This is a genomic window from Bacillus sp. TH22 (assembly GCF_016651015.1).
GTDB classification, from domain to species: Bacteria; Bacillota; Bacilli; order Bacillales; family Bacillaceae_G; genus Bacillus_A; species Bacillus_A mycoides.
The window spans coordinates 703,754-715,789 of sequence record NZ_JAEKER010000001.1 but is presented as its reverse complement, the minus strand read 5'-3'; the positions used below and the strand labels follow the sequence as shown (position 1 = coordinate 715,789).

Annotated in this window: 11 protein-coding genes and 1 pseudogene; 8 read left to right on the top strand and 4 right to left on the bottom strand. The window is 33.9% G+C overall.

Annotated features, from left to right (window positions below):
* Positions 1–371 precede the first annotated feature (371 nt).
* Positions 372–1,664 (top strand): exosporium glycoprotein BclB-related protein, encoded by a 1,293-nt coding sequence (locus tag JFU18_RS03610; protein ID WP_201050252.1) that lies wholly within the window; start codon positions 372–374, stop codon positions 1,662–1,664.
* A gap of 617 nt (positions 1,665–2,281) precedes the next feature.
* Here the strand turns inward: JFU18_RS03610 and JFU18_RS03605 are convergent.
* The gene (locus tag JFU18_RS03605; protein WP_201033768.1) at positions 2,282–2,914 is read right to left on the bottom strand and encodes a cupin domain-containing protein; all 633 of its coding nucleotides are present in this window, start codon (positions 2,912–2,914) and stop codon (positions 2,282–2,284) included.
* Between the two features lie 293 nt (positions 2,915–3,207).
* Positions 3,208–3,762 (bottom strand): annotated as a pseudogene (locus JFU18_RS03600) (TGS domain-containing protein); the annotation flags it as partial.
* A gap of 156 nt (positions 3,763–3,918) precedes the next feature.
* Here JFU18_RS03600 and JFU18_RS03595 point away from each other — a divergent pair.
* The 3 genes from JFU18_RS03595 to JFU18_RS03585 all read left to right on the top strand — a co-directional run bounded on the left by JFU18_RS03595 (position 3,919) and on the right by JFU18_RS03585 (position 6,476).
* Positions 3,919–4,224, top strand: a complete 306-nt coding sequence (locus JFU18_RS03595) for a luciferase domain-containing protein (protein ID WP_002085572.1) — start codon at positions 3,919–3,921, stop codon at positions 4,222–4,224.
* A 94-nt stretch (positions 4,225–4,318) separates the two neighbouring features.
* Positions 4,319–5,629: a phytoene desaturase family protein gene (locus JFU18_RS03590; protein WP_201033770.1), complete on the top strand. Its 1,311-nt coding sequence runs from the start codon at positions 4,319–4,321 to the stop codon at positions 5,627–5,629.
* Positions 5,607–6,476, top strand: a complete 870-nt coding sequence (locus tag JFU18_RS03585; protein WP_201033771.1) for a sigma-70 family RNA polymerase sigma factor — start codon at positions 5,607–5,609, stop codon at positions 6,474–6,476. The genes JFU18_RS03590 and JFU18_RS03585 overlap by 23 nt, the downstream gene beginning before the upstream one ends.
* A 35-nt stretch (positions 6,477–6,511) precedes the next feature.
* On the opposite strand, the gene JFU18_RS03580 is transcribed toward JFU18_RS03585, so the two are convergent.
* Positions 6,512–6,670: a hypothetical protein gene (locus JFU18_RS03580; protein WP_002085567.1), complete on the bottom strand. Its 159-nt coding sequence runs from the start codon at positions 6,668–6,670 to the stop codon at positions 6,512–6,514.
* Between the two features lie 305 nt (positions 6,671–6,975).
* Between JFU18_RS03580 and JFU18_RS03575 the strand changes: the two genes are divergently transcribed.
* The 3 genes from JFU18_RS03575 (at position 6,976) to JFU18_RS03565 (ending at position 9,888) form a co-directional block, all read left to right on the top strand.
* A complete protein-coding gene (locus JFU18_RS03575) occupies positions 6,976–7,569 on the top strand; it encodes an O-methyltransferase (protein ID WP_002085565.1) in 594 nt (197 codons plus the stop codon).
* Positions 7,570–7,917: 348 nt separating this feature from the next.
* A complete protein-coding gene (locus tag JFU18_RS03570; RefSeq protein ID WP_201033772.1) occupies positions 7,918–9,030 on the top strand; it encodes a toxic anion resistance protein in 1,113 nt (370 codons plus the stop codon).
* Between the two features lie 24 nt (positions 9,031–9,054).
* Positions 9,055–9,888 (top strand): DUF3974 domain-containing protein, encoded by an 834-nt coding sequence (locus tag JFU18_RS03565; RefSeq protein ID WP_201033773.1) that lies wholly within the window; start codon positions 9,055–9,057, stop codon positions 9,886–9,888.
* A 56-nt stretch (positions 9,889–9,944) separates the two neighbouring features.
* Here JFU18_RS03565 and JFU18_RS03560 read toward each other — a convergent pair whose 3' ends face one another.
* Positions 9,945–11,504 (bottom strand): glycoside hydrolase family 10-like protein, encoded by a 1,560-nt coding sequence (locus JFU18_RS03560; protein ID WP_201033774.1) that lies wholly within the window; start codon positions 11,502–11,504, stop codon positions 9,945–9,947.
* A 226-nt stretch (positions 11,505–11,730) separates the two neighbouring features.
* Between JFU18_RS03560 and JFU18_RS03555 the strand changes: the two genes are divergently transcribed.
* Positions 11,731–12,036 (top strand): PTS sugar transporter subunit IIB, encoded by a 306-nt coding sequence (locus JFU18_RS03555; protein WP_000865888.1) that lies wholly within the window; start codon positions 11,731–11,733, stop codon positions 12,034–12,036.

Genomic DNA, 12,036 nt, shown 5'->3' with positions numbered 1-12,036 from the left:
GAACACAATATTAGTAAAGGTATCATTTTTAATTATTTGAAAGAATGATGTTGTTACTTGTGGAATATATGCTAATGATTTATTTATGTTTTAATTTTTAAATGAAAATGTGCTTTTGGACCTAATAGATAAACGTGGAAAAATAAAATAAACTCTTAAGTTTAGGTGTTTAATCTAAGCAGTCAATTATTAAAAACATATAATTAATATGTGAGTCATGAACATAATTAAATTACGTTTTCAAGTTTGATTATAATTCATGTTTCCTATTTTAAGAGAAACATATAAATCAACTACTTTTTACAATCGCATCTTTTATAGTTCTTAGAATAGGAAAACACTCAACTATAAGAAAAGTAAGGAGGAAATAAATGTCACATAACAATTGTTTTGGTCATAATAACTGCAATCCGATTGTTTTTTCAGCAGATTGTTGTAAAAATCCACAGTCAGTTCCTATTACTAGCCAACAATTAAGTCAATTAATTACTTTACTAAATTCATTAATATCAGCTATTGCAGCATTTTTTGCAAATCCAAGTAATGCAAACAGATTAGCGTTACTCGATTTATTTAATCAATTTTTAATTTTCTTAAATTCCTTATTACCTTCCCCAGAAGTTAATTTTTTGAAACAATTAACTCAAAGTATTATAGTTTTATTACAATCTCCAGCACCTAATTTAGGACAATTGTCAACATTATTGCAACAATTTTATAGCGCTCTTGCACAATTCTTCTTCGCTTTAGATCTTATCCCTGTATCCTGCAACTCAAATATCGATCCTGCAACTTTACAAGTTCTTTTTGGTTTATTAATTCAATTAATCAATGCTACTCCAGGGGCGACAGGTCCAACAGGTCCAACAGGTCCAACAGGTCCAACAGGTCCAACAGGTCCAACAGGAGCAACAGGAGCAACAGGAGGCGGAGCAACCGGAGCAACCGGAGCGACAGGAGCAACAGGAGCAACAGGAGCAACAGGAGGCGGAGCGACAGGAGCGACAGGAGCGACAGGAGCAACAGGAGCAACAGGAGCGACAGGAGCAACAGGAGCAACAGGAGCGACAGGAGCGACAGGAGCAACAGGAGCAACAGGAGCGACAGGAGCAACAGGAGCAACAGGAGCAACAGGAGCAACAGGAGCGACAGGAGCAACAGGAGCAACTGGTGGCGGAGCTATTATTCCGTTTGCTTCAGGTACAACACCATCTGCGTTAGTTAACGCGTTAATAGCTAATACAGGAACTCTTCTTGGATTTGGATTTAGTCAGCCTGGCATAGCTTTAACGGGTGGAACAAGTATCACATTAGCGTTAGGAATAGGTGATTATGCATTTGTAGCACCACGCGCAGGGACTATTACGTCATTGGCAGGTTTCTTTAGTGCAACAGCTGCATTATCTCCATTAACACCTGTTCAAGTGCAGATACAAATATTAACTGCACCTGCAGCAAGTAATACGTTTACAGTACAGGGCGCACCTTTATTATTAGCACCAGCATTTGCTGTAATAGCGATTGGTGCTACAGCATCAGGTATCATACCTGAAGCAATTCCGGTAGCCGCTGGGGATAAAGTATTATTATATGTTTCATTAACAGCTGCTAGTCCAATAGCTGCAGTTGCTGGATTTGTAAGTGCAGGTATTAATATCGTCTAACTTGTTACAATGTTTGTTTGAAATTTAAACAGGCATTTGTATATAGCCCCTCCTAATTTTATTAGGTGGGGCTATATTTTTTGTGGGAAATTAGAAATAAATCAATTGAAAAGTTACTCTTTGTTAAGTTGGTATATAAGAAAAAACAAAATTTATGATTTACACTTTATTGTTTATGGAATAAGTTATATGGTTTGAAAAATTACATATAAACAAAAAAGATGAATTCTATTAAAACAGAATTCATCCATTAAATAAACTATATACTAGTGGGTTAAATTGTTAATCATGAGCGGTGAAATGTCATTGCTCAAATTAGTAATAAACTATTTATTTTTATTACAGTTACATCCTTTTTCTTTACATAGCCTTGCTCGGCTAAATCTCTTTGTGACTGGGAATCGGAAGATTGAGAGTTCGAAGATTGAGAGGATGCTGAAGAGCTACTATTTTTATTATTAGAGTAGTTTTTTCGATAGTTATAATTACTCATAGTACTATCACCTCCAATTAAATATATAAATATTATATGTATGTACTCTATTAATTGTTACGATAAAAAATCTCCTCGATATTTTCCGAGGAGATAAATGGTGGTTCTATTAAAATGATACTAATTAATACCCCCAGTATAGAGGGAAGTAATAAGAATCTTGGTAATATAGATTTTGTTGTTGAGTAGGGGGCTGAGTTGACTGATTTATCATGTCGCGGTTTTGATTACAGTTTCCGGGAGGACCAATTACCGTAGTGGATTGAATTGGGGATACTGCTTGTTTCCATTGTTGTTCATTGAGGCAATAAGTATGAGCCATCATATTAGCGGGAGTTAATCTTAAAATATCAGAACCAAAAATAACTTCTGGGGTTGGGGCGTCGAATATAGCTAATAAATGAGTATTATCTGCTGAAGCAATTTCATAATGCCACCACGCTTGTGGAATGTTGGCAACTTGCCCTGGTTTTATCGGTAAGTTTAATATTTGATTCGTAAATGGATTAAGTAAAGAAACAACAGCAGATCCTGAAATACAGTAAACAAGTTCAGCTGCATTTTGATGAATATGTGGTTCTACAACGTTGCCTGTACTTAAATAAATATCTAATAAAGAAGTATTTTCTAAAGTGTTTAATTGTTTAATGCCAAGTACATTTATATAATTTTTGGCATCTTTCTTAAAAAAATTACTTTTACTTAAATCATGAGTGAAGTTCGTTGAAGGAGAGGTGTAGTCAATAGTAGAAGTCACTCGTATTACCTGCCTTTCTTTAGGTAAGTATGGATACAACTTTAGGATATGTGCCTAGTGTTAGTTATGTGCATTTGTCTGTATCATAATAAATTCACCTGTTTTATAAAGAATATAGGTTGTGCTTCTTATTTCTCATAATGTAAATACGGATAAAAATTAGAGCGAACTAATGAAAGTTGGAATTATTGATGTTAGGTTAGGAGTAAAAATATTAAAATTTATTTCGTATATTTTAATGGTTACGTTATATGAAAAGACCAATGCCTTATAGAAAGGAATTGGCCTTGTATTTAAGATAGTTTTTGATGAATCATTAATTGTGCTTTAGCAGTATTAGCGTAATTTAGCCACTCTAATTCCAAGTTTTGTTTTAAATCGAAATGGATTTCGATGACGTCAAAATGAGATACCTTTGTTTTAAGTGGAACAGGCATCCCATTTACTTTTACTTTTTTCATGCTATGTGCAATTTTTGGAAATGCAGAGAAAGAAAAATCAATGATTGTAGCACCATCAGGTAAATAAACTGGTTGTAAATCTGTAGTATAAGCTGTAATAGTATTTTCAAATAGTTCATACGATACTAAACTACGGAAAGTGATTGGATCTGTAGTTAATAAATTGTTATTCACAATTGTATCAGCCATTATTTTATAAGATATTGCTTGAATATTTGCAGTTCTATCATTCAATAAAGAAAAAATACCGTTATCTTTCAACGTTTTTGCTATTTGTGTTTGAATGATAATTGTTTGTTCAGCATCATTCATATTGACTTTAGTTTTTAAGTTGTTATTAAAATGGCTATTTTCAAGTGCTATATTATCCTCGAAATAGTTTATAGAATAAATACCCTTTGAAATTGTTTTAAGTGTGTAAAAAAATAAAGATATTGAGATTAAACTATATTCGTATATCCATTCATACTTTGGATTGATGGAAAAAAGTAATGAACGTGTTAATTTAATATTACATCAATCATTAAAAAGGGGTGAAGGTTCATGTCATTTAGTGAAATGATTAGAAATGAAGTACTTGGCTGGGCAGGTGTTTCTGAAAAACCGCATCGATTTGGTGGTATTGAAATAAATTATGGTAAGAAAGAACTTGGTCATTTGCATGGCGATAAGTTAGTTGATTTACCATTTCCAAAGGTAAAGCGGGATGAATTAGTGAGCCAAGGATTGGTGAAACCACATCACGTATTACCTGAATCAGGATGGATAAGTTATTATATAAAGAGTGAAGATGATATTCCATTTGCAATTGAGTTATTTCGTATGCAATATGACAGAATAAAAAAATAATGAAATAAAATAGATAAGTAAAAATATATTTTCATGTCACATCCCTCCTTAATCGTTCGTCTCGTATGTAGAACGGATAAGGAGGGATTTTATTATGAAACATTTTGATGTAGCAATTGTTGGTGGTGGGCTTGCTGGATTAACAGCATCTATATATTTAGCGAAAGCTGGAAGGAAAGTTATTGTATTAGAAAAGTCCAGTCACTTCGGTGGTCGAGGGATGACTATAAATAAAAACGGCATTTGTATGAATCTTGGTGCACATGCTTTATATAGAGGTGGAGAAGCGTTTATAACTTTTAATGAGCTAGGAGTAAATCTTCCAGGTGGAATCCCATCTACAAAAGCACATGGAATATGGAAAGGGGATATTTATACCATTCCAACAGATTTTCGCTCTATTTTATCAACACCGCTACTTTCATGGTCTGCAAAAGTACAGTTCGCTCGTCTTATGATTCATTTAGGAAACTTAGATGTAGAAAAAGTTCCGAAAATAAGCCTAACTACATGGGCAGAAAATGAAATTAAAGATCCAATGGTTCGAAATATATTTTATGCATTATGCCGAACAACAACATATACGTATGCTCCTACAATACAATTAGCATCTTCCGTACTAAAGCAAATACAGCTTTCTATGCAAGAAGGAGTACTTTATGTAGATGGTGGTTGGGAGACGATAATAACAAATTTAAGAGGAATAGCGAATACTAGTGGTGTACAATTTCTGGCTAAAAAGCATGTTTTAAAAATAGAGCATTGTGAAGGGAAACAAAGAATACATTGTTTTGACGATGAAGTATTTGAAGCAGGGGCAGTTATTGTAACAACTCCACCGAAAGAGGCATGTAAAATTATAAAAGGTACAGAAGGAACAAGTTTGCAAAAATGGAGTGAACAATCTATACAAGTGACCGTGGCAGCGTTAGATATTGGTTTAAAACAATTACCAAATCCTTTGCATCATTTTGCATTGGGATTGGATCAACCTATATTTTTCACGAATCAATCGAGAGCAGCTAAATTAAGTGAAGATGGATCAATTGTAGTGAGTCTAATTAAATACCATAACCCTGTACTAGAACTGAATCATATTCAAGAAGAGAAAGAACAGTTAGAAAATATGATGGAATTGTTACATCCGAATTGGAAAAGAGAAGTTGTTGCACAGCAATATTTACCGAAAATTACGGTAGTACATGATTTTCCTCATATTGACCGTGTTGAAAAACCAGGCCCTAATATACCTGAAATGCCAGGTGTTTACGTTGCAGGAGATTGGGCTGGGCATGATGAAATATTAGCTGATGCTGCGGTAGCAAGCGGGAAACGTGCAGCGTTACACATTTTAAAGAAATTTGAAAGTGAGGCAGTTCATCATGGAAACGGAGCAGTTATATGAAGCGTATCAACCATTATTATTTTCGTTAGCATATAGAATCCTTGGGAGTGTTATGGATGCTGAAGATATCGTCCATGACGTATTTATATCGTTTAATAATATGGAGGACGTTCAATCTATAGAAAATATGAGAGCCTATTTATGTAAAATGGTAACAAATCGCTCAATTGACAAATTACGTTCGGCAGCACATAAACGTAACGTATATGTCGGAATGTGGTTGCCAGAGCCATTTGTGGAAGAGATTGATGATCCATCAGAGTCATTTGTAATGAAAGAATCAATTTCTATGGCATATTTATTACTTTTACAACAACTGACTGAGGTAGAGAGGGTTGTTTTCATATTAAGAGAGGTTTTTAGTTATGACTACGAAGAAATCGCTTCGATTGTAGAAAAGAGTAGTGTGAATTGCCGAAAAATCTTTCAACGTGCACGAAAAAGTATTTTAGATAAGCCGAAGCAGTCAACATTAAGTACGAAGAAGATGGCTGCTTACGTGGAGAAATTTGTATCATCATTGCAGTGTGGGGATACGCAAGGCATGTTAGAAGTTTTAAAAACAGATGCGATATTTAAAGCAGATGGTGGTGGTAAAGTTACAACTGCAATTCATCCAATTTATTCTGCAGATAGAATTATAAGTTTATTCTTTGGAATTGGGAAGAAGTTCCCGGTAGAATACGTTGTTGATTTTAAGATGGTAAATGGTGCCCCAGGCGTTATTGTTAATGTAAATAATAAAGTGACTTATGTACTTTCATTTACATTTGAGAATGAGAAAATCTCAAACATTTATATGATGGTTAATCCTGAAAAACTTATGCACTTAAATGTAATAGTATAAAAAAGACGCATTTCTTTAGAAGTGCGTCTTTTTTTTTATTTTTCTAACATTTCAAGAGGTACATCTTTTTCGCCGGCTACCTCGAATTTTATTTCCCCGTCTTCTTCATAAATGCGTTTAATAATCGGTATAGTTATCATTAGTTTTTTATGCTGTTTACGTCTTCTAGCAGCATCTAAGTTAATCACGTTCATGTGTAAGCATCCTTTCTTACAGAAATATATAAACAAAAGAAAATGCGTCCGAAAAGGGCGCTTAGTTGAATTAGAAATACCGATTCATTTAAATGGGGTTTAGATTATCTTATAATTGAAAACTGATTGTAAAATAATGTGAATTAAATAATTGCACGTAGAAATTAACTTTACCAAAAAACGAAACAATATGCTATAAAAAATTTTAATTCTTTGTCGTATAACAGGAAAAAGGTGTGCATTTCGCATATAATGAAAAGTAGACGGGCATCATGTACTTTTTCATCATATTGCTTGGAAAGGCGATGGAGAAAATGAATACTCTAGATTCATTATTATTGCAACTTGAACAATATGGAGAAGAGCATGATCGACATAAAGAAAAAAGAGAAGAAAAATTAAGAAATATTTCTCGTGAAATGGGGCAGTTTTTATCAGTATTAGTAAAGGGCTGCAATGCAAAAAAAATTTTAGAAATTGGAACTTCAAATGGCTATTCTACATTGTGGCTAGCAAATGCGGTAGAAGAAACAAATGGAAATGTTATAACTGTAGAACTTTCTTCAGAACGGGTTGGAGAGGCACTTGGAAATTTTGAAAGGGCAAATCTTACACAGAGAATCGATATTCATAATCAAGAGGCTGGGGCATTTTTAGATTCGCAAGTAGATCGTTCATTTGATTTTATTTTCCTAGATTCAGAGCGCACGCAATACATGTGGTGGTGGGAACATATAAAACGTATTTTAGAGCCAAAAGGTTTTCTTGTAATTGATAATGCAACTTCTCATGCGGGGGAATTAGCTGGATTTATAAAGATGATTGAAGAAGACGTTACGTTTGAAACCGTGTTATTAGCTTTTCAAAAGGGAGCATTTGTTGCGCGGAAGAATAATTAGAAGTGGACCTAATATAATTATCACATTGAAAGATAGTATATGTCAAAAGATAGAGCATTGTATGAATTTAAGAAGGTAACTAAATGGAATTTCAAATTAATATTCAGTGGTGATAAGTAAGGTAAGCTGTGAAGAATCCGTCTTCAGCATGTTGTTCTCTAGGTCTTAAGTCTGAGGAAAATAATGACGAGAACAGGTATACTTATACTATGAAACAGGGAATGACTGCATAAGCAGGTATTTCTTGAAAAATCGATTTCAAGCAAGCAAAAATGTATATGAAATACGATATATTAGATGAAATATAGTGCACATAAATTCGCACATATAAATAAAGGAGCGATTTTGTTGACTGAACTCGAGAAAAAAGAACCTGTATCGATTGTGAAAGATAATAATGTAGAAGTAGTAGTGGATACAGTAATAAAAGATGTAGAACTTGAAGAACTGAATAAAGAAGCAGATCTTTATGTACAAAAGTTAAATAGCGAGCAAAATACAGATTTATCAAAAGTATTGTCGCAGCTTGGAGACTTAGGGGATAAAGAGCAGCAAGCGGCAGGACAAACGCTATCAGCTTTAAAACGTCCTGTGACAGCGATGATGAATGGAAAGAATGAAGAAATTCCAAATACATTGTTAGAATTACGAAAAGTGGTATCAGAACTTGATCCAAACTCATTAAAAGCAACTGGTATGAAGAAACTTATGTTTAAAGTGTTTAAGAAAAATCCGCTTGAAAATTACGTGCATAAATATCAATCTATAGATAAGCAAATCGAGGAGATTATAAGATCACTTCTCATTGGCCGTGATAACTTGCAAGAGGATACGGTTGGTCTTGAAATGTTAAAAGAGCAATCACACGATAAAATTCACGCTCTTGATAAACAAGTATACTTAGGAAGAAAACTTGCTGGTATGCTTGAAGCTGAGAAACAAAATCCAGAACGTCAAAGGGATATTCCGTTAATAAATGATGCATTAGAAAAGATACTTGTGCGTACTCGTAATATGCAACAAGCAAAAAGTGTATTATTACAATCTATCGCATCTGTAGACATCATTAAGAAAAATAATGAAAAGCTATCAGAGGCAATTCGTAATGCAATTACGATGACGCAAAACGTTATAACGGTTTCAGCTGCAATTCAGCTCGCATTAACAAATCAACGTAAAACAATTGATGCAGTTAATGCGACAAATGAAGCGATTGAATCAATGGTATTAAGCAATTCTCAAGCATTAAAACAAAATACAGAAGAAACAACAAAACTCCTTGAAAATCCTGCAATTAGCATGGATAAATTACGTGAATCATTCCAAAATGTATTTGCCGCTATTGAAGCATCTGAGAAATCGTCAGAACGTATTATTGAGTCTAGTAAGAAATTTGTAATTGAACTAGATACATTTAATGATGAGATGAAGCAGAAACTCATTCAGCGTCCAAGGAAATAACAGACTTTTAGAGGAGGTGAAAAAATGAGTTTCATTCAAGGAGTATTATTACTATTAGGATCATTACTTTTAATCGCATTTACTGTCGTTGTTTTAGTTGTATACTTCGGACGTAAACTTTATTTTTCATGGACGAAACCATATAAGAGAGCACAAGATTCCATTGAGAAATTATCAAACAAATCGACACCGTTTTTACAAGAGTTTACGCAACATCCACTCTTTTATCGCTGGATTCGTACGGAAGGAAAGAAAGAACAACATACATTGAATACTCTTTTCTGTACATCAGGTCAACGTACGAGAGAACAAGTATTTTCAATGTTACCGAAAGAAAAACAGAAAAAAGTGCATGTAATGGCAAAAACAACGAAAAAGCTTACAAATGAAGATATCGATGTGGCCGCGATGAAAGTGAAAGATTTCTTAAGACAAGAAACGCAGCAAACTGTAAAACCGACAGACTTATCGTTTTATAAATTGTATTTCTATGATCGATATCCAGATGCATTAAATACAATTCAAGCATATAAACGCTCGATTAATCCTTCACTACAAAGAACGGTTGATGACATTACAATTTCAGTATTAAATGCACTTCCGTACTATCAAGAACAACGCATGTTTGAACAACAACATAAACTTGAAACGTTCTTAATGAAAGATTTAACAGCGATGTTATCATTAGTGGTACAATTACCACCATCACAACGTCCTGAAAAAGAAGAAGAACTAAAAATATACTTGCAAAATTTCCAAAAAGAAATGGAAGTAGTAGAGCGTGATATTCGCGACTCCATTGATCATGATTTGAATGTGAAGATGAGAGCAACGACTGAGAAGTTTAAGAATAAATAAAAAAGGCGCCTTAAAAGCTAAGTATTTCTCAGCTTTAAGGCGTTTTTTTTGAGATTTTATTTTGCCTTAACGGTAGTAAAACTAGAAGGAATGCTTTCATTATGCAATCGATCAACTGCAGTTACCACATACGTATACGTTTCTCCAGAAATAGCCGTTTTATCTACGTAAATTTCTCCAAGTTTTGTTTTTCTTACAGTAGTAAGTAAATGTTTTGGGTTTTGTATATCCACTTCATTTTTTCCATTCACACGGTAAATGGCGTAATAAGAAGAGTCATTATCTCTATTGTCAATTATTCCTACGGCAATACCTTCATCTCTTGGAATGGCACCTTTTAAAGTAGGTTGTTTTGGCGGATCATGATCAAGCCAAGGCATAGGTGGAATTAATGCAGGGTGTTTATATATGTCTTTTGAGAGTCTATCTTTAATTCCAAGTGGATTGTTATTTATATCTTTTAAACTGAAATGCATACTACCTTTTATTTGTGGATATTGATGGTTTAAAGCGATTTGCTTTGGATATTCTTCTGGCTCAGACCAAGCAGGCACAGAGTTGTTATTTATTTTATAAGCCGCTTGACCGATGTATAGGTGAATCGGTTTGTTATTTGTTTCTTTTACCCACCAATCTACTAATATATCATATGCAGCAGGTGTGAAACCTATATTCCAATATATTTGAGGTGTAATGTAGTCAATGTACCCTTTTTGTATCCACTCACGTGTGTCAGCATAAAGGTCATCGTAGTTTCTTTGACCTGCGGTTGTATTAGAGCCAGTTGGATCGTCAGCTATATTTCGCCATACACCAAATGGACTAATGCCAAATTTCACGTATGATTTTTCTTGTTTTATAGCAATATTTAATCCTTTTACAAGCTCATTTACATTGTTACGTCGCCAATCTTCTATGTTTGAAAACTGACCATTATTATACGTTTTATATGTTTTTTGATCAGGAAATTCTTCGCCAACTACTTTATAAGGGTAAAAATAATCGTCCATATGAATTGCATCAACATCATAATTTTTTACGATTTCTAAAGCACCTTCCGTTATAAAGTTTTTCACATCTGGAATACCAGGGTTGTAATATAGCTTCCCGCCGTAAGGTACAACCCAATCGGGATGTTGTCTTGCAGGGTGATTATTTGATAATCGATTTATATCAGTGTGATTCATCGTTATTCGGTATGGATTAATCCATGCGTGGAATTCTATATTTCTTTTATGTGCTTCTTCAATCATAAATGCGAGCGGATCGTATCCAGGGTCTTTTCCTTGTGTACCCGTAATGTATTCAGACCAAGGACCGTAATTTGAAGGATAGAAAGCATCAGCAGTCGGTTTAATTTGTACAACGACTGCATTCATACCAGTGTTTTTTACATCGTCTAATAGTCTTATAAATTCTTGTTTCTGCTTTTCAATAGGTAAGCCAGTTTTTGAAGGCCAATCAATATTGAGAACAGATGCTAGCCATACAGCGCGTAATTCATGTTTTTTGTAAGTAGTATTTACTTCAGCATAAGTAGAGTGAGGGGAAATGAAAGAGAAAGGAGTAAACAATATGACGATACAGCACATCATTACTAAACGTTTCATAATCATTTATACGCCTCCCTATTATACGATTATTTAAAATAATATATGATGTTAGGTTGGCCCTGCAATTGAGAAAAATAAACATTGAAACATTAATTTAATAGGAAAAATATTTTTAGTGAAATTTACTTTCAGTATAACTAAATCGTTTCATTTCTTCATATGCTTGTTAGTAAAGTGAAACTTTCTTTCATTTGAAAGAAACAATTTATAAGTATAGGAGGATTCAATAATGAAAGTTTTATTCGTTTGTTCTGGAGGAATGTCCAGCGCAATTGTTGTAAACGCTTTAAAAAAAGAAGCAGAGAAAAAAGGTATGAACATGGAAGTGCATGCTATTGGAACAAGTGAGGTGGAGGAAGAAGTAAAGAATGGTTGGGATGTTGTAATGGTTGCACCTCAAGTTAGACATCGATTTGACGCTGTAAAAAAACTTACAGAACAAGAATCTATTCCGTGCGGTATTATTCCGCCGCAAGCATACACGCCGCTTGGTGGACCGACTTTATTAAAAACTGTAAATGAATTAATTAGTTAG

Bases quoted from the DNA above. Each gene is read 5' to 3' on its own strand.
- JFU18_RS03610 (WP_201050252.1), top strand. From the start codon at position 372: ATGTCACATAACAATTGTTTTGGTCATAATAACTGCAATCCGATTGTT.
- JFU18_RS03595 (WP_002085572.1), top strand. From the start codon at position 3,919: ATGTCATTTAGTGAAATGATTAGAAATGAAGTACTTGGCTGGGCAGGT.
- JFU18_RS03590 (WP_201033770.1), top strand. From the start codon at position 4,319: ATGAAACATTTTGATGTAGCAATTGTTGGTGGTGGGCTTGCTGGATTA.
- JFU18_RS03585 (WP_201033771.1), top strand. From the start codon at position 5,607: ATGGAAACGGAGCAGTTATATGAAGCGTATCAACCATTATTATTTTCG.
- JFU18_RS03580 (WP_002085567.1), bottom strand. From the start codon at position 6,670: ATGAACGTGATTAACTTAGATGCTGCTAGAAGACGTAAACAGCATAAA.
- JFU18_RS03575 (WP_002085565.1), top strand. From the start codon at position 6,976: ATGGAGAAAATGAATACTCTAGATTCATTATTATTGCAACTTGAACAA.
- JFU18_RS03565 (WP_201033773.1), top strand. From the start codon at position 9,055: ATGAGTTTCATTCAAGGAGTATTATTACTATTAGGATCATTACTTTTA.
- JFU18_RS03560 (WP_201033774.1), bottom strand. From the start codon at position 11,504: ATGATTATGAAACGTTTAGTAATGATGTGCTGTATCGTCATATTGTTT.
- JFU18_RS03555 (WP_000865888.1), top strand. From the start codon at position 11,731: ATGAAAGTTTTATTCGTTTGTTCTGGAGGAATGTCCAGCGCAATTGTT.